This is a genomic window from Candidatus Pantoea floridensis, from assembly GCF_900215435.1.
In the GTDB taxonomy this organism is placed as follows: Bacteria; Pseudomonadota; Gammaproteobacteria; order Enterobacterales; family Enterobacteriaceae; genus Pantoea; species Pantoea floridensis.
In genome coordinates, this window is the sequence record NZ_OCMY01000001.1 from 2,433,560 (window position 1) to 2,459,722 (window position 26,163).

27 protein-coding genes and 1 other RNA gene are annotated in these 26,163 nt (G+C 55.3%); 10 read left to right on the forward strand and 18 right to left on the reverse strand.

Annotated elements, in window-relative coordinates; genetic code table 11:
* The first annotated feature begins 14 nt into the window (after window positions 1–14).
* On the forward strand, window positions 15–1,925 hold the full coding sequence (locus CRO19_RS11525; RefSeq protein ID WP_097097644.1) for a BglG family transcription antiterminator: 1,911 nt from the start codon (window positions 15–17) through the stop codon (window positions 1,923–1,925).
* Between the two features lie 66 nt (window positions 1,926–1,991).
* Here CRO19_RS11525 and CRO19_RS11530 read toward each other — a convergent pair whose 3' ends face one another.
* Window positions 1,992–2,891, reverse strand: a complete 900-nt coding sequence (locus tag CRO19_RS11530; RefSeq protein WP_097095920.1) for a LysR family transcriptional regulator — start codon at window positions 2,889–2,891, stop codon at window positions 1,992–1,994.
* A gap of 129 nt (window positions 2,892–3,020) precedes the next feature.
* Here CRO19_RS11530 and CRO19_RS11535 point away from each other — a divergent pair, with 129 nt between their 5' ends.
* A complete protein-coding gene (locus CRO19_RS11535; RefSeq protein ID WP_097095921.1) occupies window positions 3,021–3,722 on the forward strand; it encodes a pirin family protein in 702 nt (233 codons plus the stop codon).
* A 41-nt stretch (window positions 3,723–3,763) separates the two neighbouring features.
* Here CRO19_RS11535 and dolP read toward each other — a convergent pair whose 3' ends face one another.
* From dolP to CRO19_RS11555, 4 genes are read right to left on the reverse strand one after another with little or no spacing between them, the layout of a single operon-like run.
* The gene (gene dolP, locus CRO19_RS11540; RefSeq protein WP_097095922.1) at window positions 3,764–4,336 is read right to left on the reverse strand and encodes a division/outer membrane stress-associated lipid-binding lipoprotein; all 573 of its coding nucleotides are present in this window, start codon (window positions 4,334–4,336) and stop codon (window positions 3,764–3,766) included.
* 14 nt (window positions 4,337–4,350) lie between these two features.
* The gene (gene diaA, locus CRO19_RS11545) at window positions 4,351–4,938 is read right to left on the reverse strand and encodes a DnaA initiator-associating protein DiaA (RefSeq protein ID WP_007890352.1); all 588 of its coding nucleotides are present in this window, start codon (window positions 4,936–4,938) and stop codon (window positions 4,351–4,353) included.
* A gap of 14 nt (window positions 4,939–4,952) precedes the next feature.
* A complete protein-coding gene (locus tag CRO19_RS11550) occupies window positions 4,953–5,348 on the reverse strand; it encodes a YraN family protein (protein WP_097095923.1) in 396 nt (131 codons plus the stop codon).
* Window positions 5,306–7,336, reverse strand: a complete 2,031-nt coding sequence (locus CRO19_RS11555; RefSeq protein ID WP_097095924.1) for a penicillin-binding protein activator — start codon at window positions 7,334–7,336, stop codon at window positions 5,306–5,308. The genes CRO19_RS11550 and CRO19_RS11555 overlap by 43 nt, the downstream gene beginning before the upstream one ends.
* A 62-nt stretch (window positions 7,337–7,398) precedes the next feature.
* On the opposite strand from CRO19_RS11555, the gene rsmI reads away from it, so the two are divergent.
* From rsmI to CRO19_RS11580, 5 genes are all read left to right on the forward strand, one after another.
* On the forward strand, window positions 7,399–8,262 hold the full coding sequence (gene rsmI / locus CRO19_RS11560) for a 16S rRNA (cytidine(1402)-2'-O)-methyltransferase (protein WP_097095925.1): 864 nt from the start codon (window positions 7,399–7,401) through the stop codon (window positions 8,260–8,262).
* Window positions 8,263–8,295: 33 nt separating this feature from the next.
* Window positions 8,296–8,674: RNase P RNA component class A (gene rnpB, locus CRO19_RS11565), an RNA gene on the forward strand.
* Window positions 8,675–9,131: 457 nt separating this feature from the next.
* Window positions 9,132–9,482 carry a multidrug/spermidine efflux SMR transporter subunit MdtJ gene (gene mdtJ / locus CRO19_RS11570; protein ID WP_097095926.1) on the forward strand — a complete coding sequence of 117 codons (351 nt, stop codon included), beginning with the start codon at window positions 9,132–9,134 and terminating at the stop codon, window positions 9,480–9,482.
* A complete protein-coding gene (gene mdtI / locus CRO19_RS11575) occupies window positions 9,469–9,798 on the forward strand; it encodes a multidrug/spermidine efflux SMR transporter subunit MdtI (protein WP_097095927.1) in 330 nt (109 codons plus the stop codon). The genes mdtJ and mdtI overlap by 14 nt, the downstream gene beginning before the upstream one ends.
* A gap of 93 nt (window positions 9,799–9,891) precedes the next feature.
* Window positions 9,892–10,851, forward strand: coding sequence for an AraC family transcriptional regulator (locus CRO19_RS11580; protein ID WP_097095928.1), 960 nt, complete (start codon window positions 9,892–9,894; stop codon window positions 10,849–10,851).
* Window positions 10,852–10,887: 36 nt separating this feature from the next.
* Here the strand turns inward: CRO19_RS11580 and CRO19_RS11585 are convergent, their stop codons facing one another.
* The 11 genes from CRO19_RS11585 to CRO19_RS11635 all read right to left on the reverse strand — a co-directional run bounded on the left by CRO19_RS11585 (window position 10,888) and on the right by CRO19_RS11635 (window position 18,893).
* A complete protein-coding gene (locus tag CRO19_RS11585; RefSeq protein ID WP_097095929.1) occupies window positions 10,888–11,946 on the reverse strand; it encodes an NAD(P)-dependent alcohol dehydrogenase in 1,059 nt (352 codons plus the stop codon).
* Window positions 11,947–12,109: 163 nt separating this feature from the next.
* Window positions 12,110–13,084: a glutathione S-transferase family protein gene (locus CRO19_RS11590; protein ID WP_097095930.1), complete on the reverse strand. Its 975-nt coding sequence runs from the start codon at window positions 13,082–13,084 to the stop codon at window positions 12,110–12,112.
* 81 nt (window positions 13,085–13,165) lie between these two features.
* Complete coding sequence (locus tag CRO19_RS11595) at window positions 13,166–13,576, reverse strand: DoxX family protein (protein WP_097095931.1); 411 nt, start codon at window positions 13,574–13,576, stop codon at window positions 13,166–13,168.
* Between the two features lie 206 nt (window positions 13,577–13,782).
* The gene (locus tag CRO19_RS11600; RefSeq protein ID WP_097095932.1) at window positions 13,783–14,067 is read right to left on the reverse strand and encodes a YqjK-like family protein; all 285 of its coding nucleotides are present in this window, start codon (window positions 14,065–14,067) and stop codon (window positions 13,783–13,785) included.
* Window positions 14,064–14,462 (reverse strand): phage holin family protein, encoded by a 399-nt coding sequence (locus CRO19_RS11605; RefSeq protein ID WP_176519205.1) that lies wholly within the window; start codon window positions 14,460–14,462, stop codon window positions 14,064–14,066. Before CRO19_RS11605 ends, CRO19_RS11600 begins: the two co-directional genes overlap by 4 nt.
* Before the next feature lie 2 nt (window positions 14,463–14,464).
* Entirely contained in the window at window positions 14,465–14,770 is a 306-nt protein-coding gene (locus CRO19_RS11610) for an ElaB/YgaM/YqjD family protein (RefSeq protein WP_008103512.1), read from the reverse strand.
* A 35-nt stretch (window positions 14,771–14,805) separates the two neighbouring features.
* Window positions 14,806–15,177: a DUF1090 family protein gene (locus CRO19_RS11615; protein WP_141400238.1), complete on the reverse strand. Its 372-nt coding sequence runs from the start codon at window positions 15,175–15,177 to the stop codon at window positions 14,806–14,808.
* A gap of 174 nt (window positions 15,178–15,351) precedes the next feature.
* Window positions 15,352–15,720 (reverse strand): EnvZ/OmpR regulon moderator MzrA, encoded by a 369-nt coding sequence (mzrA, locus tag CRO19_RS11620; RefSeq protein ID WP_097095935.1) that lies wholly within the window; start codon window positions 15,718–15,720, stop codon window positions 15,352–15,354.
* 2 nt (window positions 15,721–15,722) lie between these two features.
* The gene (locus CRO19_RS11625; protein WP_097095936.1) at window positions 15,723–16,394 is read right to left on the reverse strand and encodes a DedA family protein; all 672 of its coding nucleotides are present in this window, start codon (window positions 16,392–16,394) and stop codon (window positions 15,723–15,725) included.
* Between the two features lie 334 nt (window positions 16,395–16,728).
* Window positions 16,729–17,502: a transcriptional regulator ExuR gene (gene exuR, locus CRO19_RS11630; RefSeq protein WP_097095937.1), complete on the reverse strand. Its 774-nt coding sequence runs from the start codon at window positions 17,500–17,502 to the stop codon at window positions 16,729–16,731.
* Window positions 17,503–17,591: 89 nt separating this feature from the next.
* Window positions 17,592–18,893, reverse strand: a complete 1,302-nt coding sequence (locus tag CRO19_RS11635) for an MFS transporter (protein WP_097095938.1) — start codon at window positions 18,891–18,893, stop codon at window positions 17,592–17,594.
* Between the two features lie 370 nt (window positions 18,894–19,263).
* On the opposite strand from CRO19_RS11635, the gene uxaC reads away from it, so the two are divergent.
* From uxaC to CRO19_RS11650, 3 genes are read left to right on the forward strand one after another with little or no spacing between them, the layout of a single operon-like run.
* Window positions 19,264–20,679, forward strand: coding sequence for a glucuronate isomerase (gene uxaC / locus CRO19_RS11640; protein WP_097095939.1), 1,416 nt, complete (start codon window positions 19,264–19,266; stop codon window positions 20,677–20,679).
* Between the two features lie 2 nt (window positions 20,680–20,681).
* Window positions 20,682–22,130 (forward strand): tagaturonate reductase, encoded by a 1,449-nt coding sequence (locus CRO19_RS11645; RefSeq protein WP_097097645.1) that lies wholly within the window; start codon window positions 20,682–20,684, stop codon window positions 22,128–22,130.
* A gap of 4 nt (window positions 22,131–22,134) precedes the next feature.
* Window positions 22,135–23,625: a UxaA family hydrolase gene (locus CRO19_RS11650; RefSeq protein WP_097095940.1), complete on the forward strand. Its 1,491-nt coding sequence runs from the start codon at window positions 22,135–22,137 to the stop codon at window positions 23,623–23,625.
* Between the two features lie 72 nt (window positions 23,626–23,697).
* Here the strand turns inward: CRO19_RS11650 and sstT are convergent, their stop codons facing one another.
* Together sstT and CRO19_RS11660 are read right to left on the reverse strand one after the other, a co-directional pair.
* A complete protein-coding gene (gene sstT / locus CRO19_RS11655; protein ID WP_097095941.1) occupies window positions 23,698–24,939 on the reverse strand; it encodes a serine/threonine transporter SstT in 1,242 nt (413 codons plus the stop codon).
* 229 nt (window positions 24,940–25,168) lie between these two features.
* Window positions 25,169–26,140: a TerC family protein gene (locus CRO19_RS11660; protein WP_097095942.1), complete on the reverse strand. Its 972-nt coding sequence runs from the start codon at window positions 26,138–26,140 to the stop codon at window positions 25,169–25,171.
* Window positions 26,141–26,163: the final 23 nt, after the last annotated feature.

The following is a 26,163-nucleotide window of genomic DNA, read 5'->3' on the forward strand; positions in this document are numbered from 1 at the left end:
AACAGGTGAGCTCCGTGAGATTTCCCAATCAGCGTCTGACCCAGCTTTTCGCTGCGCTGCAAAATGAAACGCTGCCGCAGGATGAGCTGGCACGCCGCTTTTCCGTTTCGACGCGCACGGTGCGCACCGATATCACCGCGCTGAACGCGCTGCTGGAGCAGCACGGCGCGCAGTTTGTGCTGGCGCGCGGCGCGGGATATCAACTCAAAATTGATGATGCGGCGCGCTTTGGCCGGCTGCAGGAAGAGAGCGCCACGCCGCTGCGCGTGCCGCGCACCTCGCAGGAACGCGTGCGCTACCTGCTGACGCGGTTTCTCACCGCCGCTTATTCCATCAAGCTGGAAGATCTGTCGGAGGAGTGGTTTGTCAGTCGCGCCACGCTGCAAAGCGATATGGCGATCGTTCGCGAATGGCTCGGCCGCTATCACCTCAATATCGAAACCAAACCGCATTACGGCATGAAGCTGTTTGGCAGCGAGGCGGCGATCCGCACCTGCTTAACCGATTTGCTGTGGCAGATTGATCAGGAAACGCCGGACAGCCCGCTGCTGACGGTGGAGGCGCTACACAGCGGCATTCTGGCGCAGCTCGAGCCCTTGCTGCAACAGTGCTTTGCCCAGCACGCGATTCGTCTCAGCGATGAAGGCGATCGCTATCTGCAAATTTACTGCGCGGTGGCGGTGCGACGTATCAGCGAAGGCTTTCCCCTCAACGATCCGGGTGCGGAAGATGTGGGCGATGAGGTGCGCGAGGCGGCTCACGATCTGGTTAATCTGATGCGTCCGCTGGTCGGCAAGCCAATTTCGCAGGCGGAAGAGAACTGGCTGCGCGTTAACATCGCCGCGCGTCAAATTCAGGCGCTGGCACCCAGCACCATCAACGCCGATGATGCTGATGCGCTGGTCGATTACCTGCTGAATTACATCAACACCCATTACAACTATCGGCTGCAGCACGATGAGCAGCTGCGCGCCGATCTGCTCACCCATATCAAAACCATGATCACCCGGGTGCGCTACCAAATCCACATACCTAATCCGCTGTTGAGTAACATCAAACAGCACTATCCCATGGCCTACGATGTGACGCTGGCGGCAGTTACCAGCTGGGGCAAATACACGCCTTACACCATCAGTGAGAACGAGATCGGTTTTCTGGTGCTGCACATCGGCGTCGGGCTGGAGAGGCATTATGACGTTGGCTACCAGCGCCATCCGCAGGTGCTGCTGGTGTGTGACAGCGGTAACTCGACGCTGCGCATGATTGAAGCGCTGTTGCTACGTAAATACCCCCAGCTGGTGGTAACGGCGCGGCTGTCGCAGCGTGATTACGAGCTACGAGAGCAAATCGACGAAGATTTCGTGATTTCTACCGCGCGGTTAACCGAGAAGAACAAGCCGATTGCCGTGATGTCGCCTTTCCCCACCGAATTCCAGCTGGAGCAGGTAGGCAAGCTGGTGCTGGTGGATCGTACGCGGCCCTACATGCTGGAGAAGTACTTCGACGCGCAGCACTTTATGGTGCTGGATAAGCCCATGGCGCAGGCGGATCTGTTCCGTTTACTGTGTCAGCAGCTGGAGAGCGAAGGCTATGTTGATGCGGATTTCAATCCGTCGGTTGAGGAGCGTGAAGCGATTGTCAGCACGCTGCTTGGCGAAGGCATCGCGCTGCCGCACTCACTGGGGTTGCTGGCAAAGAAAACCGTGGTGTATACGGTGCTGGCGCCGCACGGCGTTAGCTGGGGCGAGGAGACGGCGTCAGTGATTTTCCTGCTGGCCATCAGCAAGAGTGAATACGAAGAGGCGATGGCGATTTACGATCTGTTCGTCACTTTCCTGCGTGAAAGAGCGACAACGCGGCTACGCGATTGCGCGGATTTTATCAGCTTTAAAGCGGTGGCGATCGATTGTTTGAGCCGGCTGTGATGGTTATGCGGCGTTTGACCCGGTCGGCATAAATGCCGACCCTACAAAACCGCGCGACGTGCAATCCTACCCGCGCTTCGCCAACAATCTCGGAATCTCACGCAAACACCATGATTTCGCCTCGCCCATGCTGTCGCGGCGCCACGCCATAATGATGTCTACTTCGCGCGTATATTCCGCGCTCACCACGCGTAAACGGCCTTCTGCGATATCTTGTTCCACCATCGGATACGGCATGGTTGCAACGCCCAAACCTGCCAACAGCGCGCGGCGTTTGTCATCCATGTTGCTTACCGTTAGACGCTGCTGTTTATCCAGCAGCTGTACCGTGAGTACCGGGCGTTCACGCGCAGTGTCTGCCACCGCAATGCCGCGGTATTTCACGCGCGTCACTTCTGACAGCGGCTCGGCTTCCTGATGAATCGGGTGATCCGGGCTGGCAACATACACACTCATAACGCTGTAGAGCTTGCGGGTGTTGATCTCGGTAGAAGCGCGAAAATGCATATCCGGGGCGATAACAATATCTGCGCGCCCCTGTTCCAGGCGCTCCCAGGCACCCGCTAATACTTCGGTGATTAGCGAAATCTGGGTATTGGCTTTTTCTGACAGCTTATCCACCAGCGGAAACAGACGTTCGGTAGGAACCAACGCTTCGGCAACGATGGTGAGATGCGTCTCCCAACCGCGCGCCAGCGCTTCAGCATCGGTGGTGAGTTTATCGGCCGCTTCCAGCAGTACGCGACCGCGCTCCAGCAGCATACGTCCCACGTTGGTGAACTTGGTGCGGTGGCCGGAGCGGTCAAACAGCACCACATCCAGCTCCTCTTCCAGCTTCTGCATGGTGTAGCTCAGCGCGGAAGGGACGCGACCCAGTTCATCGGCCGCGGCGGCAAAACTGCCACGACGGTCAATAGCATCCATCACACGTAAAGCTTCCAGGGTTAACGCGCGGTCTTTTGCCATCCCGATTCTCTGTCAGTAAATTTGAACATGCCAGGCAGATTAACTGGCTTACAATCCGGCGTCCAGACTTTTACCATGATCCTATTAAGCCTGCGGTCGAATCTCACCGCAGCGCCTCGGAGGATTATCATGATGACAACCCGCTGCGCGTCCGCATGTGGCCAGGCCGATTTCGGTTGGTTGCAGGCGCGTTACAGCTTCTCGTTTGGCCACTATTTTGACCCAAAACTGATGGGCTATGCTTCGTTGCGCGTGCTTAACCAGGAAATCCTGGCACCGGGCGCCGCCTTCCAGCCGCGCAGCTACCCGCAGGTTGATGTGCTCAATCTGGTGTTGCAGGGTGAAGCAGAGTATCGCGATAGCGAAGGCAATCATCTTATCGCCCGGGAAGGCGAAGCGATGCTGCTCTCTACGCGGCCAGGCGTGAATTACAGTGAAATCAACATCAGTAAAGATCGCCCGTTAACCCGCATGCAGCTGTGGTTAGCGGCATGTCCAGAACGTGAGAATCCGCTGTTACAAAAGCGCGAGTTACCGCAAAAAACCAGCGTGCTGATTGCGTCGCCCGATGGCGTGGATGGCAGCCTGCAGCTACGCCAGCAAGTGTGGGTGCATCAGGTGACATTAGCGCCGGGCGAGCAGCATACGGTGAAATTGCACGGGCCGCGCGCTTATTTGCAGTCGATTCATGGTTCGCTGGATGTGCAGGCGAGTAGCGCGCAGCAGCAGCCGCTCAGCTGCGGTGATGGCGCGTTTCTCAGTGATGAACACCACATCAGCCTGCAAGCCAGAACGCCGCTGCGCGCGCTGGTGATTGATCTTCCGGCATAAAAAAGGGCGACCGAAGTCGCCCTGATGATGTGCTTTAACGCTTATTTGAGAATCGTGAACGCCGTAGTGACGTGCTTCACGCCGCTCACACGGCTGGCAACATCGGCCGCCGCCTTCGCTTCTTCTGGCGTTACCAGACCCAGCAGGAACACTTCACCGTTCTCTGTGGTCACTTTCACGTTAGAGGATTTCACCTGATCGCTGCCCAGCAGCTGCGAGCGAATTTTGGTGGTGATCCAGGTATCTGACGACGAGGTGCCGAAGCTGACTTTCTGGCCGCTACGGATTTCGTTATACACCTCGGTGGCGCCATCCACGCCCATTGCAATCTGTTTAGCTCGGCTTGCCAGATCCGGTGTTGGAGACTGACCCGTCAGCAGCACTTTGCCCTGATAGGCTGTCACTACTACGCGCGCCTGGTTTTTGATTTGTTCATCTTTTGCCAGCGCGTTAGTTACGCGCAGCTCCAGCGTCCCGTCATCCACCTGCGTGCCCACGGTGCGCGGGTCGGTGGCGGTTTTCGTGGCCACGGCGGCACTGCCAGCAACCACGGCGACACAGCCCTGCAGCAGCATGGCGGTTAATAGAATGGCGACAGCGTTCAATGCTTTCATTTGAGCTCCTTCAGTCATTCCTGGTGTGGGAATAAAGTGTTATCAATCAAATCGCACAGGCAGTTCAGGGTCAGCATATGCATTTCCTGAATGCGAGCACTGCGATGTGATGGAATGCGAATTTCCACATCATGCGGACCGAGCAGGCCCGCCAGCTCGCCGCCGTCATGGCCGGTTAGCGCAACGATGGTCATATCGCGAGTAACCGCAGCTTCAACCGCTTTGACAATATCGCGGGTGTTACCACGGGTAGAAATGGCCAGCAGCACATCGCCAGCCTGCCCAAGCGCTCGAACCTGCTTGGCGTAAATTTCGTCATGCAGGCGATCGTTACCAATCGCTGTCAGCATGACATTATCCGCACTCAGCGCCAGCGCAGGCAGGCTTGGGCGCTCCGTCTCAAAACGGTTAATCATGCTGGCGGCAAAATGCTGCGCGTTGGCGGATGACGCACCGTTACCGCAGCTCAGGATTTTGTTACCGTTCAGCAGCGACTGCACCAGCGTCATCGCCGCACGAGAAATCGCATCGGGCAGCGCTTCGGCTGCGGCGATTTGTGTCTGAATACTCTCGGTAAAACACGCTTTAATTCTGTCCTGCACAAGACCACCTGGTTCTATCCATCGGCATTAAAGGCATCGGGTAGCCACTCCAGCTCACGCCCGGTAATGGCAATGATGTCAAAACGGCAATTCACCGTATCAAAACTGCCGCCGCCTGCCAGCAACCAGAGCGCGGCAGCACGCAGCAACTTTTGTTGTTTCTGGCGCGTCACGCTGGCGGCGGCTCCGCCGTAGCGCGCATCGCGCCGATAGCGCACTTCAACAAATACCCAGCAATCGGCATCGCGCATAATCAGGTCAATTTCCCCGCCGCGACAGCGCACATTGCTGGCGAACCACTGCAGCCCGGCGCGCTCCAGATAGCGGCGCGCCAGTTGTTCCTGCTCAGCGCCAATGCGCTGACGATTTACTGCACCGGAACGATCTGTCCCTGACGATACTGGTTCCATGCCAACTTCCTGTTGATCACGCAATCCGTGTCGGCGTTCAGCTTGCCGGTGTTGCCATCAATGGCAAAGCCCGGCACCTGACGCATCTGGTTAAAGTGATTCGCCAGCGTCCAGGCATCAATGCCCATCGCGTAAAGACGAACCAGCGAATAGTCGTTGTTAAACGACTTTGCCGCCTGCTGCATCAGGCCAGGATTATTGCCAGACAGCAGCGGAATATCACTGAACTGCAGGCCATCCATCTCCAGACGGAAGTCCGGGCCAGCGCCAGCCTGGGCACTGCGCGAGCTGGCGTAAAGTGCAGTATTGCTGCGGCTGCTGGTGCGCATCGCAATCATTGGCTTGATCAGCTGCAGCTCATCCTGACTGGCGACAATATAGACAGCATCAACGCTGCCGCCGCTGGTATCCGCCACAGGCGCCGGTGTGCTGGTTTGTGGCGCAGGAATCGTCAGGCCGGCAATCGCTACGCTCTGTGATTGATCAGGCTCGACGTTCAGCGGAGTGCCGCTTAACGCAATACCCGCACCGCTGTTGATGCCTTGCTTCAACTCCGCGACGCCGCCAAAACGCTGCTGCAGCACGGTTGACCCCCCCAGCTTTTGCCACTCTTGCGCAAAGGCTTTGCTGATGCGATCGCCATAACTGCTGCGCGGTACCAACAGCAAGGGCTGACGTTTGCCCTGCTCGTAGATATGGTGCGCGGCATCGCGCGCTTCGTCTTCAGGAGAAAGCGCAAAATAACAAATATTCGGATGGTTCTGGATCTGTTCCGGCTCATTCAGCGCCAATACGTTAAGCGCTGTTTGGCTGTTCACCACTTGTTCCACATCGTTTTTGAGCAGGGGGCCAACCACCAACGTGGCGCCATCCTGCTGGGCCTGCTGCATGACCTGGGCAATGGGCTGGCTGCTGGTGTCATACACTTTCACCTGCGCGCTGCTGTCGCCCTGGGCTGCTGCCGGTTGAGCGGCGGGTTGCGGCTGTTCCGTTTGCTGCGGTGTGTTACCCGCCATCGCCGGGCTCACCACGCTATTCGCCTCGGCATTCGCGTCTGTAGCCGGTTGGGCATTATTATCGGCCGCAGCAGGCGCGGGCGCTGCTTGTGGTGCCGGAGCATTCAGCACGCCGTTACGCGCATCCGTAAAGCCTTTCTGAATCGCGCTCGCAAATACCTGCGCCTGGCCGTTAAGTGGCAGCAGCAACGCAATGGTGTTGGTGGAGGCTTTGGTGAAATTCTGCACCTGGCTCAGCTGGGTTGGCAGCGTTTTTGCGCCTGGGTTCTGCGGATATCGCGTCTGCCAGTCCTTTATTGCGGCTTTCAGCATTTGCGGATCCTGGCTATTGGCCCGCCAGGTGTTCAGCAGATCCAGCCAGCCTTGCAGCGTATTTTCATCCGCATTGATCACCAGACTGTTGATCTGATCTTGGGTCATCTGCGTCAGCGCTTGCCAGGTGGCATCGATATTGCTTTGATGATCGGCCGCTTTGAGCAGCGGTTCCTGTGCAATATAGGCGCGCAGCAGCGCGAGCGATGGACGATTCTGCGCTGCGGCAATTTGCAGCGCGTAGTAGCGCACTTGTTGATCCTGCGACAGATCGCCGGTTTTCACCTGGCCAAGTAACTGTTGCGCGCCACCGAAATCCTGCTGACCAATCTGCATCTGCGCACGCAGCAGCAGCAGTTCTTGCTGTTGCACATCACTGAGCTGTTGCGGTAGTTGTTTCAGCTGATCGGCGGCCTGTGGATATTTTCCTTCCTTCAACAGGGCACGGATGGCAAGTAATTGCCAGTCGGTCTTGCTATCATCGCTGCTTTGCTGCACCTGTTGCAGATAATAGTCAGACCGGCCAGTCGCAGGACCCTGAATATTGACGTTAGAGGTTTGTTGCGGTCCCTGACCACTACAAGCGGCTAAAATCAGCCCAGCGAGAAGAACAGGTACTAAGCGTCCTGCTTTATGACGTACGACTTTTGAAGGAAGCATACTGTATCCAGTGATGTTTTTTTCAAGATGCTCAATATTAAATCGGCAATTCGGATGAAACAATGAAACAACTCGATCGGGCAGAGATTTCTGCCAGCACGCTCTATATCGTTCCTACCCCGATCGGTAACCTGGGTGATATCACTCAACGAGCGTTGACGGTGCTCTCAAGCGTCGATCTAGTCGCAGCGGAAGATACACGTCATACCGGGCTGTTGCTACAACATTTCGCCATCAATGCGCGACTCTTCGCACTTCACGACCACAACGAACAGCAGAAAGCCGAGGTGCTGTTAGCCAGGCTGCAAGAGGGCCAGAGCATTGCGCTGGTCTCCGATGCGGGCACGCCGTTGATCAACGATCCGGGCTACCATTTGGTGCGTCGCTGCCGAGAAGCCGGCGTGCGCGTGGTGCCGTTGCCAGGCGCCTGCGCGGCGATCACAGCATTAAGCGCGGCGGGATTACCGTCCGATCGTTTCTGTTACGAAGGGTTTCTGCCGGCCAAAAGCAAAGGGCGCTGTGATGTGCTGCACGCGCTGGGTGAAGAGACGCGTACGCTGATTTTCTACGAATCCACCCATCGCCTGATTGATAGCCTGCAGGATATGGTCAGCGTGTGGGGTGCCGAACGTTACGTGGTGCTGGCGCGCGAGTTGACCAAAACCTGGGAGTCATTGCACGGTGCGCCGGTGGGCGAGCTGTTGGCGTGGGTGCTGGAAGATGAAAACCGTCGCAAGGGCGAGATGGTGCTGATTGTTGAAGGCCATAAAGCGGATGAAGAAGCGCTACCCGCTGAAGCGCTGCGTACTCTGGCGCTGCTGCAAAAAGAGCTGCCGTTAAAGAAAGCTGCTGCGCTGACGGCGGAAATTCATGGCGTTAAGAAGAACGCGCTCTATAAGTACGCGCTGGATCAGCAAGAGGCGTGACAAACGGCGGCGGATCGCCTATTATCCCGCGCCGAAGCTGACCAGACAGTCGCCGCTTTGTCGTCGTCCTCTTTCGGGGGGAGACGGGCAAAGGGGAGGAAAGTCCGGGCTCCATAGGGCAGGGTGCCAGGTAACGCCTGGGGGGCGCAAGCCTACGACCAGTGCAACAGAGAGCAAACCGCCGATGGCCCAGTAATGGGATCAGGTAAGGGTGAAAGGGTGCGGTAAGAGCGCACCGCGCGGCTGGCAACAGTTCGTGGCACGGTAAACTCCACCCGGAGCAAGGCCAAATAGGGGTTCACAAGGTACGGCCCGTACTGAACCCGGGTAGGCTGCTTGAGCCAGTGAGCGATTGCTGGCCTAGATGAATGACTGTCCACGACAGAACCCGGCTTATCGGTCAGTTTCGACTTTTTTCAACACAAAACCCGCTTCGGCGGGTTTTGTGTTTTCTGGGGACCGATCGCGCGAGCTGTCAAACTGCCACCAACGGTTCCCTCTCCCAATGGGTGAGGGTATTAATGCGCGAAAAATTACGTAGTCTCGCCCACGTAAAGAAATGAAAATCTCGCAAAACATTATTACGGCTATGCCAGAATATGCGGGTGTTTAACTACTGAGGACAAATTTAATCCACACTGACGAGAAGCAACAACGTGGATAAGTTGTAATTTTATGGACAAAATGTTTGCGCCAATTAACACTTTTATCTCTTCTTCTTTTCCTGAGTCAAACTGCCCAATCTGCGATCAGCACTGGCGCTTCGCGCTATAGTTCCGTTCTCTCCTTTTCTGATTTTTTAATTTAACTTTGCTAACACGCTTATTTTTGGCGTGGACGGCGTTTATTTCTCGTTCAGGAGAGAAATCATGTTGTATTGGATTTTATTAGCGCTGGCGATCGCCGCGGAAATTATCGGTACTGTCTCAATGAAATGGGCCAGCGTTAACGGTGGCAATGCCGGTTATATTTTTATGCTGGTGATGATTGCACTCTCATATATTCTCCTCTCTTTTGCCATTAAGCGTATTGCGCTTGGCGTGGCGTATGCCATGTGGGAAGGCGTAGGTATTCTGTTCATTACGCTGTTTAGCGTGCTGCTATTCGAGGAAGCTTTATCTGCGGTGAAAGTCGTCGGGCTTTTGACATTAATCGCTGGCATCGTCTTGATTAAAACGGGCACGCTGAGTCGTAAGGAGCTGCGCCATGGCAACGTTTAATGGGCTGCATATCGCATGGTTGGCGCTGGCGATTGGGCTGGAGATTGTCGCCAATATCTTTCTGAAATACTCCAATGGCTTCCGCCGTCCCCTTTATGGCGTGTTATCGCTGGTTGCCGTGCTGGCGGCGTTTAGCGCGCTGGCGCAGGCGGTGAAAGGCATCGACCTGACCGTCGCCTACGCGCTGTGGGGCGGGTTGGGATTAGTTGCTACGGTAGCGGCGGGTTGGATTTTATTCGGCCAGCGACTGAGCCGCACGGGTTGGCTGGGTGTGGCACTGTTATTAATCGGTATGGTGCTAATTAAGTTCGCATAATAACTTACCGGCGCACAATCCACCTCAACATACGGGGCGGGATAGTTTAGGCTAGCGATCATTCCGCTCTGTTTCGTCACAGGTGAAAATAGCATGCATCTTCAGCCGATTGATCGCTGGCCAAACGCCCTGCGCCAGCAAACCGCAGCGTTGCGTCGCGAGATTGCCGCTCGCTTGCAGACGTACACCGGTAGCCGGCCCAATATTGTGAAGCCTTTTCCTGGGATGATGATGGCGGAGTTGCATGAGCCCACTCCACCAATGTCCTATATTTATGAACCCAGTCTTTCGCTAATTATTCAGGGTGAAAAGCGCGTGTCACTTGGTGATACAACTTACACTTATAATGAGTCGCGCTTTTTTCTTACCGCCGTTAATTTGCCTACCATTGCCGAAGTGCCGCAGGCGAGTGCGGAAGAACCGTTTCTGTCGCTACTCATCACGCTGGATTTGCCACTGGCGCTCGAAGTGATCGCCGATATGGAGCAGCACGGCAGCCGTGTGAATCCGCAGAATAGCGGCATGTCGTTGGGCGCGGCAGATTGTTCTTTGCTGAATGCGGTGCTGCGCTATCTCGCTAATCATGATTCATCACACAACAGCAGTTATGTCAGCGATCTCATTCAGCGCGAAATTCTTTATCGCATCTTAACCAGTGAAGCGGGCAGCGTATTTCGTGAGACCGTTTTAACCGGAACCAGTAGCCAGCGCGTCTCGATTGCCATTAACTGGTTACGAGAAAATTATGTGCAACCGTTGAGCGTCGAGGCGCTGGCACAGCGGGCAGGAATGGGGGTATCGACGCTCCATCACCATTTCCGACGCATGACCACCATGAGCCCGCTGCAATTTCAGAAGCATTTACGGCTGTATGAAGCGCGCCGTTTGCTGATTGCGGAAGAGATCGATGCATCAAGCGCGGCGATTCGCGTCGGCTATGAGAGCGTGACGCAATTTCATCGTGAATATAAGCGCATGTTTGGCGCCACCCCGATTAAGGACAAAGCGCAGCTGCTGGCGGGGACAGGGAATCTGGCGATGGCGGTGCGCTAATACCAGCCGGATGCACCGGCTGATAGTAGACGCTTATCAGGCCGCGGTTAATGAGGCCATATCAATCACAAAGCGATACTTCACATCACCGCGTTCCATGCGTTCAAACGCATCATTAATCTGCTGCATATTAATGATTTCGCAATCCGGATGGATGTTTTTACGCGCACAGAAATCCAGCATCTCCTGCGTTTCGGCAATGCCACCGGACGGCGAACCGGTAATGCGGCGACGCCCCATAATCAGCGGCAACGAGCTGAATGCCTCCATATTGCCGAGCGCACCAACAATCACCAATGCGCCTTCCACATCCAGCAGCTGTACATAAGGCGAGACATCGTGGCGGGTCGGAATGGTATCGATGATCACGTCAAATGAGGATGCTGCCTGCTGCATTGCCTCGTCCGAGGTTGAAAGCAACACATGTTCAGCACCGAGTTGATGTGCTTCTTCGGCCTTGCCCGCGCTGCGGGTGATTACTGTCACCTCCGCACCAAGGCCGGCGGCAAGTCGCACCGCCAGATGCCCCAATCCGCCAATGCCCACTACGCCGACGCGCGATCCCGGCCCGACGTTCCAGGTACGTAATGGCGAGTATACGGTGATACCGGCGCACAATAACGGCGCGGCGCGAGCAGGATCGAGTCCCTCCGGCAGATTGAGGACAAATTCCTCTCGCACCACCACATGTTTGGCATAGCCGCCATAAGTGATGTCGCCAGTGAGGCGATCGCGACCGTTATAGGTCACCGTCGGGAATTCGCGGCACATCTGCTCTTCATGACGGCGACACTGATCGCATATCTGGCAGCTATCGACAATAGTACCCACCGCCACCCATTGTCCTGTTGTGTAGCGTTGAACGTCGCTGCCGACATCAATAACGCGCCCAATGATTTCATGTCCTGGTACCAGTGGGTAAACGGTCGGTCCCCACTCTTGCCAGTCATTCCTTGCCTGATGTAGATCGCTGTGGCAGACGCCCGAGTAGACGATTTCGATGGCCACATCGTTATTGCGCAGCGCGCGGCGTTCAAAGGCGAACGGGGTTAACGGCGCATCAGCGCTCAGTGCAGCATAACCGTAGGTTTTCATAGTCGCTCCAGTTTACGGTGAGAGTCGTTTAACTGTAGCCAGTGAAGGGATGAAGGAGTGAGTCTGATTCTGCCTGATGATTGCCTGTTTCTCTTGGGGGAAATCGGTGAAGCCGTTCCGCTCATCCGAAACTTCTCCCGCAAGCGGGAGAAGGAAAAGGGCATCAGCCACGCCCGTGCGGCTCGTCCCAGTCAAACGCTGGGCCCAGCGAAATCACGCCGCTTGGGTTGATGGTTTTGTGGCTGCAATAGTAGTGATGGCGGATATGCGGCAGATTGACCGTATCGGCAATGCCAGGCATTTGGTAAATGTCTCGCAGGAAACCGCTGAGATTACGGTAATCGCTGATGCGATGGCGGTCACACTTGAAATGGGTAACGTACACCGGATCGAAGCGCACTAACGTGGTCCAGAGTCGCAGATCGGCTTCGGTAAGCTTGTCGCCGGTGAGATAACGATGCTGGCCAAGAATTTGCTCCAGGCGCGCCAGTGAGTGGAACAGTGATGTCACCGACTCATCGTAGGCCGCCTGCGAAGTGGCAAAGCCGCTCTTGTACACGCCGTTGTTCACGGTATCGTAAATCCAGCCGTTCAGTTCATCGATCTTGTCGCGCAGTGCCGGTGGATAGTAATCACCGGCGCGTGCGCCTTGCGCATCAAACGCGCTATTCAGCATGCGTATGATATCGGCGGATTCATTGCTAACGATGGTGTGCTGCGTTTTGTCCCACAGCACTGGTACGGTGACGCGTCCGGTGTATTGCGCGTCGGCGTGCAGATAAAGCTGATAGAGAAACTCATTTTGATACAGCGAGTCGCCGGTGGCGTCGGGGAAGTCATCGTCGAAAGTCCAGCCGTTTTCCAGCATCAGCGGATGCACCACTGAAACCGAAATCATCTCTTCCAATCCTTTAAGCTGGCGCATCAACAGCGTGCGGTGCGCCCACGGACAGGCGAGTGAGACATAGAGATGATAGCGATCGCGTTCGGCGGCGAAGCCCGCTTTACCGGTTGGGCCGGCGCTGCCATCGGCTGTAATCCAGTTGCGCCAAACGGCTTCTGTGCGTTTGAAGCGGCCTCCGGTTGACTTCGTGTCGTACCAGGTGTCATGCCAGACACCGTCAATCAGCTGTCCCATAAGCCCTCCATAAAAAAAAGAGGGCGAGGAAAATCCCCGCCCCTGCAATTGAGTATATGTGCTCTGTGACGCTTGTGCTGCTTAGCGTGCGGTCGCCGGTTGGACGCGCTGACGAATCAGACGGTCAATGCTGTAAGCGCCTGGACCTACCAGACCCAACACCAGGAAACCACCAGCGATGGAGAGGTTCTTCATGAACATCAGCTGGTTAACACCTTCAGCGAAGTTGCTGTGGAACAGGAACGCGGTCAGCAGAGTGAAGCCTGCGGTGAACAGCGCGGTAAAGCGCGTCAGGAAACCGAACAGGATTGCCAGGCCGCCACCGAACTCAAGCAAAATAACCAGCGGCAGCATGAAGCTCGGGACGCCCATGGATTGCATATACTGCGCGGTACCGGCGTAACCGGTGATTTTGCCCCAGCCTGCGGTGATAAACAGAATGGTCATTAATACGCGTGCTACCAGCAGGCCTGAGTCTTCGAATTTTTTCATCATCTACTCCAACAAGGTTTTTGTTGCAGGTTGTTGGCCTGCGGGTTTTGAATCCCGTTGAACCGCTTATTTCAGTTCACTGGGTTGATGGAGGGAGATGATAATCGCAGCTTGAAAGAGTTGTAAGCGAGATAAACTGTCAGTGTTATTCAGGAAATTTGAGGGAACGAAACCGAATCAATCCGATCCGGTTTTAGAGAGAGGAATTAGCGTGTATTTAACGTCGATTTAATCATGCGCCACGTGCTCCAGACGCCGAAGCCACGTTTGGCCCAGCGCAGGAGACGGTTGGGGCTGCGAATCGACCAAATCGCCAATGCACTGCTGCCAATCGCCAGATAGCGGCGCATGCCGATAAGCGTGAGCCAGCCGCGATCGTACTGTGCGGTACTGGTTAGCCAGTCGCGGCTATCGGCACTGAGGTCGAGCCGCTGCTGCTGCACCTGATTTAGCAGCTCGTGAATGCGAGCTTCACGTTCGCGGCGGCTCATGAGCGATGCTCCTCCAGCAATTTACGATCGGTATCCAGCTCTTTACGCGTATGGCGCAACAGCGTTGACTGTCGCGATTTGTAGAGCGTCCATAAGCCGAAAATCAGCGCCAACGCAAACAGCACGCCGGTGGTGATGGCAATCGCCATCAGGCGATATTGTGCGTCCACCGCCCAGATGATCAGCACCATCAGGCTCATAAGTCCGAAAGCAGTAAACAGCATGGTAAGGCCCACCATCATCAGCATCTGAATCAGGTTTGCCTTTTCCTCTTCCAGTTCCACGATGGCGAGACGGACGCGTGTCTCGGCCATGCTCACCAGTGTGGTAACTATCCGCTGCCCAATGTTAAAGACCCCTTTGCCGGGGCCGTGGCTTTGCTGACTATCACTCATCATTAACGCCGTGAGATTAAAATGCCGATTAAAATACCTACCGCCGCGCCGATACCGACGCCGTGCCATGGATTATCGCGTACGTATTCATCCGCCTTTTCCGCCGCTTCACGCGTGGTTTGTGCAATACGTTCGCCAGAATCGCCAAGGCGTTCACGGGAGCTTTCGATAGCGCCGCGCGCTTTGTGACGCAGTTTATCCAGCTCACCTTTGGATTTGTCCGCTGAGCTGCTCAGCACTTCTTCCAGGGTATCAGCCAGATTTTTCAATTCAGCGCGCAGATGTTCAGATGTTGATTCTTTAGCCATGGAAATCTCCTTTTACAGCATTGAGTTAAGTCCGATTAATAAGGTTCTGCTTCAAGCTTTTTCAATTCGTGCTGGGCTTCTTCAAGCTTACGCTCGCGCTTCTCAATTTTGTCTTTGTCGCCGTCCTGACGCTCTTCCTTAAGCTCACGTTCACGCTCAGCAACCTTGTGTTTCTGCGCCGTGATGCGTTCGCTATGCGCAGATTTCAGTTTCTCGTCGGTGCAGCCTGCACGCACTTCGGTTAAAGCGCGTTCCAGGCCGGTGACACGGCGCTGGTTGTTATGCTGCTTCGCCATATCGATTTCGTGCTGGATATCCTGCTCTTTTTGCTGACAGAGCGATTCAGCCGCCAGCAGCGAACCCGAGAGTGAGAAAAGAATAGCACCTAGCAGTAATTGATGTTTCATCAGGTAGTGACCTTCCATTGTTGATGACCTGCCTGAGAGCAGACAGGAGAAGCTTCCCAGCATGTCTTAGGCTTACGCTACCTCTAAGGATAGACAGCAGACGAAAAAATTCAAAGAAGACGCGGGGATAGCGAGGATTGACTCACCGCCTGGCTTATTGTCAGGCGGTGACGATTAACTGTACGTTGGCCGATTTGCGTCAGGGTATTGCTGCGAAGCCTGCGGCCCAGCAGCCACGACGAACCCTTGTGGCAACAGGCGTTTCAGCACTTTCTGCGCTGCCAGGCTCTGCTCTTCATTCTCAAAATGAATGACCAACGCATCGCCAGAAGGCGTAATACTTTTGATACGCACGCCTTGTGCCGAAAGTTGCTGATAAAGATAGAAACCATCTGGCAGATTGGTGCCGTTGTTTGCCACGCGGATTTTAACCACGGTTTCGTGCTGCATCAGCGTCGGGACAGAACAGACAACCAGCAGCGCCAGCGCGCCACCCAGCGCCCAAGGCAGGAAGCGCCTTGGGAATCCATTAAATTTGAACATGATTATGGATTCCCGTTACGAGTTGACTGACGTTTGCGCCAAAGCACCACTAACGAACCGACCAGACCAACGACCAGTAGCACTAGCGGCAGCAGCATCAGGCACAACATCAATTCATCTTCATAACGCCGGAAGATCGGGGTTTTACCCAGCGCGAAGCCTAATACGGTAAGAATCAGCACCCACAAGAATCCGCTCACCCAGTTAAAAAACTGGAAGCGTGCATTGCTCAGGCCTGAGAGCCCGGCGATGGTCGGCAGCAATGTGCGCACGAAGGCGATAAAGCGACCAATCAGCAAAGCCGATAAACCGTGGCGATGGAACAGGCTATGTGCGCGTTGGTGGTATTGCGCCGGCAGATGCGAAAGCCAGTTTTGCACGGTGGGCGTATTGCCCAGCCATCGGCCCTGAATGTAGCTCACCCAGCATCCGAGGCTAGCGCCGGTAGTTAAAATCAGAATGGTAAGCGGGAAGCCCATGGTGCCTTTAGCAATCAGCACCCCAACCAGAATGAGCAAACTGTCGCCGGGTAGAAAGGCGGCGGGTAGCAGCCCATTTTCCAGAAACAGAATCATAAACAGCACGCCATAAATGGCCCAAACCAATGTTGGGTCGGAGAGCATTTCGTAATCCTGCTGCCATAAGGCATGCAGCAATGCTTGCAAAATATCCATCAATCATTCCTGAACATCATTGTTAATCGTGCCCTTAAGGGGCTTAGGCGCAGACTGGCATTGTTTATACATTGTTAGATAAGCAGCCTGAGCAGGAGTTTCCGGATCCTTCCAGAATTGATTGTTAAATCAGCGACTTTTAAAAGCCCTGTCGCAAAGGGTAATAAAAGGGCGATAACTGTAACAAAAATAACGTTATGCAGACAGGGGAAAGTGCCTGCCGCACAGGAGTTTTACCTTTACACGCAGAGGGTCCAAAGGAGCTTTACATGAGCTGACACTATTGCAGACTAACTGACTTTTCAGCGGCGAAATGCCGGAAAAACCAGCAGATTTAGCGCGGCGTATCGCTAGCTTCAGGCAGGATGACCGGATTTTCCGCAAACATGTAACGGTCGACATTAAATTCAAAATCGTCGGTCGTCGCGTTAAACAGCATCTGTTTAGTATTTTCCAGATGTTGCCACATTGCCAGCTTGCTGGCGGCGGGATCTTTGCGAATCAGTGCTTTTAGAATCTGGTCGTGATCGTCACACCAGCTGGTGATATTTTTGGCATCAATGTGTTCGTGCAGCTTGAGCCAGTAGGGGTTGTGTAAACGATGTAGCCACATCTTCTCGACGATGGCGGCAAGCGCGCTATTCTGCGTCGATTGCGCAATGCGCACGTGGAATTCCATATCCCATGCTGAGTCACGTGAATGATCTTCCTGACGCGCTTTTTCCTGAATCGCCATCAGCGCCACAATATCCTGACGCGTCACCTGGGTGGCGGCAAACTCGGCAACGTTGCTCTCAATCAGCTGGCGCGCCTGTAATAACTCGAACGGACCGAAATTGGCAAACTCCAGCTGGCTGGATGTCATCACGCGGTTCTGCTGCTGGTTGCTCATGACATGAATGCCGGAGCCTTTGCGCACCTCCACGTAACCTTCCACTTCCAGCATGATGATCGCTTCACGCACCACGGTACGGCTTACCTGCATCTCTTCGGCGATCAGACGTTCAGCAGGCAGCTTATCGCCAACGGCGTAGTCACCGGCTTCTATGCGGCGTTTGAGTTCACTGGCGAGCTGTTGATACAGGCGACGAGATTCGGTCAGGTCCATTACGGGGTCCGCTGTGGGATCAAAGTTGAGTTGTTATACCACTTCAGCCGCGTAGTGGAAATGGGCTGGCCTGCGCCAGCCCGAAGAGATCAGGAGCGTGCCGGAGCTGCCTGTCCGGCAGGTTGCTCATCCAGCTCGGAAACCGGTTGGTTTTTCAGTACCGTCCAAATGACAACCGCACCTAACAGATCAAACACCGCCAGCGCCGCGAACAGTGGGCTGAAGCCCAGCGTATCGGCAAGCGCGCCCACCACCAGGGCAAACATGGTGCTCGCCGTCCATGCCGCCATGCCGGTCAATCCGTTGGCAGTGGCGACTTCGTTACGGCCAAATACATCAGAAGAGAGGGTGATCAATGCGCCAGAGAGCGCCTGGTGAGCGAAGCCACCCACGCACAGCAGCGCAATTGCTACATATGGACTGGTGAATAAACCGATGGTGCCTGGCGCAATCATCAATACCGCGCCCATCGTGACCACCAGCTTGCGCGAAACGATCAGATTGACGCCAAACCAGCGCTGGAACAGCGGCGGCAGATAACCGCCAACGATGCAGCCAAGATCGGCGAACAGCATCGGCATCCACGCAAACATGGCGATCTCTTTCAGGTTGAAGCCATAAACTTTGAACATAAACAGCGGAATCCACGCGTTAAACGTTCCCCAGGCCGGTTCGGCGAGGAAACGCGGCAACGCGATGCCCCAAAACTGACGGTTGCGCAAGATCTGGCGGGCCGACATTTTCTTGTTGTTGCCGGTTTGATGCTGCAACTCTTGTCCTGCAATGATGTAGTGGCGCTCCTCATCGCTCAGCTTGGTTTGCTGCTTAGGATGTTTGTAAAACACCAGCCAGCAGATCGCCCACACCATACTCAGCACGCCGGTGATGATAAATGCCATTTGCCAGCTGTGTGCCACGATCGCCCACACCACGAGCGGGGGCGCCAGCATCGCACCAATTGACGATCCTACGTTGAAATAGCCCACCGCGACCGAACGCTCTTTGGCGGGGAACCATTCGCTACTGGCTTTCAGGCCTGCGGGAATCATTGCGGCTTCGGCTGCGCCCACGGCACCGCGCGCCAGGGCAAAACCGCCCCAGCTGCCGGCCATCGCCGTCGCGGCACAGAAGATCGCCCAAAGTATGGCAAAGACTGCATAGCCGATTTTGGTGCCGAGCATGTCCAGCACATAACCGGCCACCGGCTGCATGATGGTGTAGCACGCCGAATAGGCGGCCACGATGTAGGAATATTGCTGGGTGGTAATGCCTAGCTGGGTTTCCAGCGTCGGCGCCGCAACGGCAATGGTATTGCGCGTCAGGTAACCGAGCACGGTGCCCAGCGTCACCAGCCCAATCATGTACCAGCGTAGCCCTTTGATCTTACGCATTATTAACCTCGTCCAGTTTGTCGTTGCGGTTTGCCGCTGTAGTTATCTGGAGCGGGATAGTGTGAAACGTACTTCTCACCCCCGCATTTCCTTGCCTGTGCCATAAGTTCGTTTACAACGGAGCGAGAGGTTAACTTGTTATACATCTTGAAAAGTTGAATGCCATCACATAAACCATGTCCGTAGTGTGTGTTAGCGTTAAAGATCGATAAAACAGCCATTTAACACAATATCCGCAACAAGAATGTCCATATGTCCACAGTAAAACTGTGATTATTGTGAGTGAGATCGCAAACAATTTTTCCGGTCGCTTAAATTGGTATGATAACTTTTAGTAAAAGCCGGATGGCTCCAAAATGAGGAAGCAGGTATGTCGCGTTTTATGAGTGAAGATTTCCTTCTCGACACCGAGTTCGCCCGTCGTCTGTACCATGACTACGCAAAAGATCAGCCGATTTTTGACTATCACTGCCACTTGCCGCCGCAGCAAATTGCCGAAAATTACCGCTTCAGCAACCTCTATGACATCTGGTTAAAAGGCGATCACTACAAATGGCGTGCGATGCGAGCCAACGGCGTCGCGGAAGCGCTCTGTACCGGTGATGCCAGCGACCGGGATAAATTTGCTGCCTGGGCGCGCACCGTGCCGCATACCATCGGCAACCCGCTTTATCACTGGACGCACCTCGAACTGCGTCGGCCTTTTGGCATTACCGATGTACTGCTAAATGAACAGAGCGCCGAGCGTATCTGGCAGCAGTGCAATGAATTGCTGGCGCAGGACGCGTTTAGCGCGCGCGGCATCATGCAGCAGATGAACGTAAAGATGGTCGGCACCACGGATGACCCGCTTGATGACTTGCAGCATCACCGCACGGTGGCTGAAGACAGCCGTTTTAACGTGAAAGTGCTGCCGAGCTGGCGTCCGGACAAGGCGTTCAACATTGAGCTGGAGAGCTTCCTGCCATGGATTCAGCGCCTTGAACAAGTGGCGGATGTTAGCGTGCAACGCTTTGAAGATTTACGACGCGCCCTGAGTCAGCGGCTCGATCATTTCGCTGCCCATGGCTGCAAAATCTCCGATCACGCGCTGGATGTGGTGGTGTTTGCCGAGGCCGATGACGCCACGCTGGACGGCATTCTGGCACGTCGCCTGCAAGGTGCTGCACCTTCAGCAGAAGAAACGGCGCAATTTAAAACCGCGGTGCTGGTATGGCTTGGCAGCGAATACGCACGCCGTGGCTGGGCGCAGCAGTATCACATTGGCGCGCTGCGCAATGCCAATCGCCGCCAGTTCGATATCCTCGGTCCGGATGTTGGCTTCGATTCGATTAATGATGCGCCGCTAGCGATGCCGCTGGCACGCCTGCTGGATGCGCAAAACCGTCAGAATGCCCTGCCCAAAACCATCCTCTATTGCCTCAACCCGCGCGACAACGAAGTACTGGCCACCATGGCGGGCAATTTCCAGGGCGAAGGCGAACCGGGCAAGATGCAGTTCGGTTCGGCATGGTGGTTCAACGATCAGCTGGATGGCATGCAGCGTCAGATGACGCAGCTGGCACAAATTGGTTTGCTGAGCCGCTTTGTTGGCATGTTAACCGACAGCCGCAGTTTCCTCTCCTACACCCGCCACGAATATTTCCGCCGCCTGCTGTGTCAAATGATCGGCAACTGGGTAGCGCGGGGTGAAGCGCCCGCTGACGAGGCGTTATTAGGCCAGATGGTACAGAACATCAGCTTTAACAATGCGCGCGATTACTTCGGCATTGAGCTGGGAGCCTGATGATGCAGCGACTCAATCGTCACAATTTTCCGGGCGCGCAGTATAGCGATCGCGTTATTCAGTTTGGTGAAGGCAACTTTCTGCGCGCCTTTATCGATTGGCAGCTCGACTGGCTTAATCAGCATCAAGGTACGGATGCTGGCGTAGTGGTGGTACGGCCCCGCAACCGCGTGGTGAAAGAGACGTTGAATCAGCAAGATGGCTTATACACTACGCTGATACGTGGTCTCAACGCGGCAGGTGAACAGGTGAGTGAAACCCGCCTGATCCGCAGCCTGAATCGTGAAATTCAGCCGTATCAACAGTTTGACGATTTCCTTGCGCTGGCCCGCGCGCCGCAGATGCGTTTTGTGTTCTCTAATACCACCGAAGCCGGCATTGTTTTTGTTGAGCAGGATCGGCTGGACGATGCGCCAGCATCCTCGTTTCCCGGAAAGCTGACGCAGCTGCTGTGGACGCGCTTTAACCACTTTGCCGGTGCCAGCGATAAAGGCTGGCTTATCGTGCCGTGCGAGCTGATTGACTATAACGGCGACACGCTGCGTGAGTTGGTGCTGCACTACATCAAACATTGGCAGCTGCCGCCGGAGTTTGCGCGCTGGGTGTTGGATCACTGCGCTTTCTACAACACGCTGGTGGATCGCATTGTTACCGGTTATCCCGCCGACAGCGCGGCGATCGAGGCGCAGCTTGGCTATGAGGATCGCTATCTGGTGGCGGGCGAAGTCTATTACCAATTTGTGATTCAGGGGCCAGCCGCATTAGCGCAGGAGCTGAAGCTCAACACGCTGGCGCCGGAAGTGAAGCGGGTGGATGACATCACGCCGTACAAAGCGCAGAAGGTGGCGATCCTCAACGGCGCACATACTGCGCTGGTGCCGGTGGCGTTTCAGTGCGGGCTGGAAAGCGTGGGTGACGCGATGGAAGACGCGCAGATTGCTGGCTTTGTGGATGACCTGCTGCGTGACGAGGTGATCCCAACGCTGGATCTGCCGCGCGATGAGCTGCACGCCTTCGCTGATGCGGTGCAGCGGCGTTTCCGCAATCCCTTTATTCGTCATGCGCTGCTCTCTATCGCACTCAACGGCATGACCAAATTCCGCACCCGTTTACTGCCGCAGCTGTTGCTGGCGCAGCAGCAAAATGGGCAGTGGCCTGCACGCCTGACCTTCGCCTTTGCCGCGCTGCTGGCGTTTTACCGCGGTGAAGAGGGCGATCGTCACTGGCCGCTTCAGGACGACGAACACTGGCTGCAGCGTTTCGCTGAGCTGTGGCCCGCCGTGCAGCACGATAAACAGACCCCGGAACAATTGGTGCGCGCGGTACTTAGCGATGCTCATCACTGGGGCGAAGATCTCACCCAGCGGCCAGGATTAGTGGCCGCAGTAAGCCAACACCTGCAAAACATCATCGTCCACGGGATGCGGACGGCGTTGACCCAACTGAGATAACGCTATGCAAGATGCGATAAGAATACATTCACGCGACAACGTTGCCGTGGCGCTGCGCGATTTGCCCGCCAATACCCAGGTCGAAATCAATCACCAACTGATTACCCTGCAACAGGACGTTGGGCGTGGCCATAAGTTTGCTCTGCAGCCGTTGCCCAACGAGGCGCTGGTGATCAAATACGGCTTGCCGATTGCCCATGCTACGCAGCCGATTGCTGCTGGAGAGATGATTCACTCCAGCAATGCGCGCACCAATCTGAGCGATGTGGATGAGTACGACTATCGGCCCGAGTTCCTCGAATTGCCGCCACAAGCGGGCGATCGTGAGGTACAGATCTACCGTCGCGCCAGCGGCGAAGTGGGGATACGAAATGAGCTGTGGATCCTGCCTACCGTTGGTTGCGTCAATGGAATCGCGCGGCAAATCCTCGCGCGCTTTATGAAAGAGAGCAATGATGCCGAAGGTATTGACGGCGTACACCTGTTCAGCCATCCGTTCGGCTGCTCGCAGCTCGGTCAGGATCATGAAAACACCCGCACCATGCTGCAAAATATGGTGCGCCATCCGAATGCCGGTGCGGTGCTGGTGATTGGCCTTGGCTGTGAGAACAATCAGGTTGATGTATTCCGCGACACGCTTGGCGGTTTCGACAGCGATCGCGTGCAGTTTATGGAGTGTCAGAAGCAGGATGATGAAGTGGAAGCGGGGCTGGAACGTCTGCACGCGCTCTACCAGGTGATGCGTGCAGATCGACGTCAGCCAGGCAAACTCAGCGAGCTGAAGTTTGGTCTGGAGTGCGGCGGTTCCGATGGTTTTTCCGGCATCACCGCCAATCCGATGCTGGGCTGTTTCTCCGATCAGATGATTGCCAACGGCGGTACGACCGTGCTGACGGAAGTGCCTGAAATGTTTGGTGCGGAGCGCATTCTGATGAGCCGCTGCCGCGATGAGGCCACCTTCGAAAAAACCGTGGCGATGATCAACGACTTTAAGCGTTACTTTATCGATCATCAGCAACCGATTTACGAAAATCCATCGCCCGGCAACAAAGCGGGCGGCATCACGACGCTGGAAGAGAAGTCGCTCGGCTGTACGCAGAAAGCCGGCCAAAGCCAGGTGGTGGATGTGTTGAAGTACGGCGAACGTTTGCACACGCCGGGACTCAATCTGTTGAGTGCGCCGGGTAACGATGCGGTGGCGACCAGCGCGCTGGCGGGCGCAGGTTGTCATATGGTGCTGTTTACTACCGGGCGCGGCACGCCCTATGGCGGGTTTGTACCCACGGTGAAGATTGCCACCAATACGCAGTTGGCCGAGAAAAAACCGCACTGGATCGATTTTAATGCCGGACGTTTAATTGAAGGCATGAGCATGGCGGAGATGCTGGCGGATTTCGTCGATATGATTGTGGCGATTGCCAATGGCCAACCGGCGCGGAATGAAACCAATGATTTTCGCGAGTTGGCGATTTTTAAAAGTGGTGTAACGCTATAAAACCCGGTGCGCATGAATGCGCACCCTACGGATTCACGTGAGGTCGCCATGTATGGCGACCTGGAGCGATAGTTATTCTGAAACCGTACGACGCGGCGCGCGCTCGGCTTCCGCCTGGCAAACGGCCGCAGTAAACAGAATATCTGTCGATGAGTTCAGCGCGGTCTCGGCGGAATCCTGCAGTACGCCGATAATAAAGCCCACCGCAACTACCTGCATCGCCAGATCGTTTGGAATACCAAACATATTACAGGCTACCGGAATCAGCAGCAGCGAACCGCCGGCGACGCCTGATGCACCGCAGGCGCATAGCGATGCGACCAGGCTCAGCAGAATAGCGGTTGGCACATCCACCGAAATGCCCAGCGTATGCACCGCGGCCAGCGTCAGTACGGTAATGGTGATCGATGCACCGGCCATGCTGATGGTGGCGCCCAGCGGAATCGACACGGAATAGGTATCTTCATCAAGATTGAGACGCTTAGCCAGCGCCATATTCACTGGAATATTGGCCGCCGAACTGCGGGTGAAGAACGCAGTAACGCCGCTTTCACGCAGGCAGGTAAACACCAGCGGATAAGGATTACGACGGATCCTCAGCAACACCAGCATGGGGTTGATCACCAGCGCCATAATCAGCATGCAGCCGAGCAGCAGCGTCAGCAGATTGGCGTACTCCCAAATGGCATCAAAACCGGTGGAAGCGAGGATCGACGCCACCAGACCAAAAATCCCCAGCGGCGCACAGCGAATCACACAGCGCACCACCCAGGTTGCGGCACTGGATGCATCATTGAGAAACGCTTTGCTGCCTGGGCTGGCATGACGAAACGCCAACCCTAAGCCCAATGCCCACACCAGAATACCGATGTAGTTGGCATTTATCAGTGCCTCAATCGGATTCGATACCATGCTGATCAGCAAGCCGTGCAGCACTTCGCCAATGCCCGACGGCGGGGTGATCTGTGTGGCGCCCACGTTCATCGACAGCGTCTGTGGGAACAGATGGCTGAAGATCACCGCAACGACCGCCGCAAAGAAGGTGCTGAGCAGATAGAGCATGATAATTGGGCGAATGTTGGTTTTCTGCCCTTGCTGATGATTAGCGATGGAGGAGATCACCAGCACCAGAACCAGCAGCGGCGCGACGGCTTTTAGCGCGCGAACGAACAGCTCGCCCAGCAGGCCAACGGCTAGCGCGGCATCGGGTGAGAACCACGCCAGCGCGACGCCGGCCACCAGGCCGATCATGATTTGTTTTACCAGGCTTCCTGCGAACAGCGCGCCCAGACGTCCAATAACGTTGTTTTGCATAGTACGGTCTTTTTATTGTGGTCATGAGTGTTGTGCGCGGTTCTGCCGCGCATAACGGTTTGCCCGGCGGAGTATAAGGAAAAGAGCTATCGAGGAAAGAGATAATTCTGTGCGTGCGCAGCAGATCGGTTTTTTGATCTGCTGATGATGGGAAGTGTGACAGACATATAAAAGGCGAAGATTGCGACTGGCGAAACAAAGCAGGGGCGATTAGCGCCCCTGCAGACGATTATTGTGAGATCTTCTTCTGGTCGTTTCTGTGGTTCACCCAGGCATTGATCAGCAGCGTACCGCCAAGAATCACACCGACAACGGCCAGCGAGATCGCCACCGGAATATGGTAAAACTCGACGATCAGCATCTTGATACCGATAAACACCAGCACGATAGCCAAACCGTATTTCAACATTGAGAAACGCTCCGCCACATTTGCCAGCAGGAAGTACATGGCGCGCAGGCCGAGAATGGCAAACAGGTTGGAAGTTAATACGATGAACGGATCGGTGGTGACCGCGAAGATGGCGGGAATGCTATCCACGGCGAAAATCACATCGCTTAGCTCCACCATAATCAGCACCAGCAGCAGCGGTGTCGCAAACAGTACCCCATTTTTACGGGTAAAAAACTTCTCGCCTTCAAGGCTATCCGTCATGCGCAGATGCTTGCGCAGCCAGCGCACCACCGGCTTATCGCCTACCGCACTATCCTCTTCTTCTTTGGCCAGCGCCATTTTGATACCGGTGAACAGCAGGAAAGCGCCAAAGATATACAAAATCCAGCTGAACTGTACCACCAGCCAGCTACCGGCGAAGATCATGATAGTACGTAACACAATCGCGCCTAATACCCCATAAACCAGCACGCGACGTTGCAGATTGGCCGGAACGGCGAAGTAGCTAAACAGCATTAACCAGACGAAGACGTTATCGACCGCCAGCGCTTTCTCTAATACGTAGCCGGTGAGGAAAGCGAGGGTTTGTGCGGTAGCGACTTCACGTCCAGCCGTGCCTTCGAGATACCACCAAAAGGCCGCACTGAATAGCAGCGAAACGGAAACCCAAACCAGCGACCACACAGCCGCTTGTTTGAATGACATGGTTTGCGCGCCGCGTCGGCCCTGTAATAGCAGGTCGATCGCGAGCATGACGAGCACAACGACAGCGAAGCTGCCCCAAAGTAACGGTGTGCCTACAGAGTGCATGGCGTATCCTTTTCTGAACATAA

What these genes read in the sequence shown, in the direction of transcription:
- CRO19_RS11580 (WP_097095928.1), top strand. Translation starts at nt 9,892, where the DNA reads ATGCATCTTCAGCCGATTGATCGCTGGCCAAACGCCCTGCGCCAGCAA.
- CRO19_RS11615 (WP_141400238.1), bottom strand. Translation starts at nt 15,177, where the DNA reads ATGAAACATCAATTACTGCTAGGTGCTATTCTTTTCTCACTCTCGGGT.
- mdtI (WP_097095927.1), top strand. Translation starts at nt 9,469, where the DNA reads ATGGCAACGTTTAATGGGCTGCATATCGCATGGTTGGCGCTGGCGATT.
- CRO19_RS11650 (WP_097095940.1), top strand. Translation starts at nt 22,135, where the DNA reads ATGCAAGATGCGATAAGAATACATTCACGCGACAACGTTGCCGTGGCG.
- CRO19_RS11590 (WP_097095930.1), bottom strand. Translation starts at nt 13,084, where the DNA reads ATGGGACAGCTGATTGACGGTGTCTGGCATGACACCTGGTACGACACG.
- mzrA (WP_097095935.1), bottom strand. Translation starts at nt 15,720, where the DNA reads ATGTTCAAATTTAATGGATTCCCAAGGCGCTTCCTGCCTTGGGCGCTG.
- CRO19_RS11660 (WP_097095942.1), bottom strand. Translation starts at nt 26,140, where the DNA reads ATGCACTCTGTAGGCACACCGTTACTTTGGGGCAGCTTCGCTGTCGTT.
- CRO19_RS11530 (WP_097095920.1), bottom strand. Translation starts at nt 2,891, where the DNA reads ATGGCAAAAGACCGCGCGTTAACCCTGGAAGCTTTACGTGTGATGGAT.
- CRO19_RS11605 (WP_176519205.1), bottom strand. Translation starts at nt 14,462, where the DNA reads ATGAGTGATAGTCAGCAAAGCCACGGCCCCGGCAAAGGGGTCTTTAAC.
- mdtJ (WP_097095926.1), top strand. Translation starts at nt 9,132, where the DNA reads ATGTTGTATTGGATTTTATTAGCGCTGGCGATCGCCGCGGAAATTATC.
- CRO19_RS11645 (WP_097097645.1), top strand. Translation starts at nt 20,682, where the DNA reads ATGCAGCGACTCAATCGTCACAATTTTCCGGGCGCGCAGTATAGCGAT.
- CRO19_RS11600 (WP_097095932.1), bottom strand. Translation starts at nt 14,067, where the DNA reads ATGAGCCGCCGCGAACGTGAAGCTCGCATTCACGAGCTGCTAAATCAG.
- CRO19_RS11535 (WP_097095921.1), top strand. Translation starts at nt 3,021, where the DNA reads ATGATGACAACCCGCTGCGCGTCCGCATGTGGCCAGGCCGATTTCGGT.
- dolP (WP_097095922.1), bottom strand. Translation starts at nt 4,336, where the DNA reads ATGAAAGCATTGAACGCTGTCGCCATTCTATTAACCGCCATGCTGCTG.
- CRO19_RS11610 (WP_008103512.1), bottom strand. Translation starts at nt 14,770, where the DNA reads ATGGCTAAAGAATCAACATCTGAACATCTGCGCGCTGAATTGAAAAAT.
- CRO19_RS11550 (WP_097095923.1), bottom strand. Translation starts at nt 5,348, where the DNA reads ATGGAACCAGTATCGTCAGGGACAGATCGTTCCGGTGCAGTAAATCGT.
- CRO19_RS11585 (WP_097095929.1), bottom strand. Translation starts at nt 11,946, where the DNA reads ATGAAAACCTACGGTTATGCTGCACTGAGCGCTGATGCGCCGTTAACC.
- rsmI (WP_097095925.1), top strand. Translation starts at nt 7,399, where the DNA reads ATGAAACAACTCGATCGGGCAGAGATTTCTGCCAGCACGCTCTATATC.
- CRO19_RS11595 (WP_097095931.1), bottom strand. Translation starts at nt 13,576, where the DNA reads ATGAAAAAATTCGAAGACTCAGGCCTGCTGGTAGCACGCGTATTAATG.
- uxaC (WP_097095939.1), top strand. Translation starts at nt 19,264, where the DNA reads ATGTCGCGTTTTATGAGTGAAGATTTCCTTCTCGACACCGAGTTCGCC.
- sstT (WP_097095941.1), bottom strand. Translation starts at nt 24,939, where the DNA reads ATGCAAAACAACGTTATTGGACGTCTGGGCGCGCTGTTCGCAGGAAGC.
- exuR (WP_097095937.1), bottom strand. Translation starts at nt 17,502, where the DNA reads ATGGACCTGACCGAATCTCGTCGCCTGTATCAACAGCTCGCCAGTGAA.
- CRO19_RS11555 (WP_097095924.1), bottom strand. Translation starts at nt 7,336, where the DNA reads ATGCTTCCTTCAAAAGTCGTACGTCATAAAGCAGGACGCTTAGTACCT.
- CRO19_RS11625 (WP_097095936.1), bottom strand. Translation starts at nt 16,394, where the DNA reads ATGGATATTTTGCAAGCATTGCTGCATGCCTTATGGCAGCAGGATTAC.
- CRO19_RS11635 (WP_097095938.1), bottom strand. Translation starts at nt 18,893, where the DNA reads ATGCGTAAGATCAAAGGGCTACGCTGGTACATGATTGGGCTGGTGACG.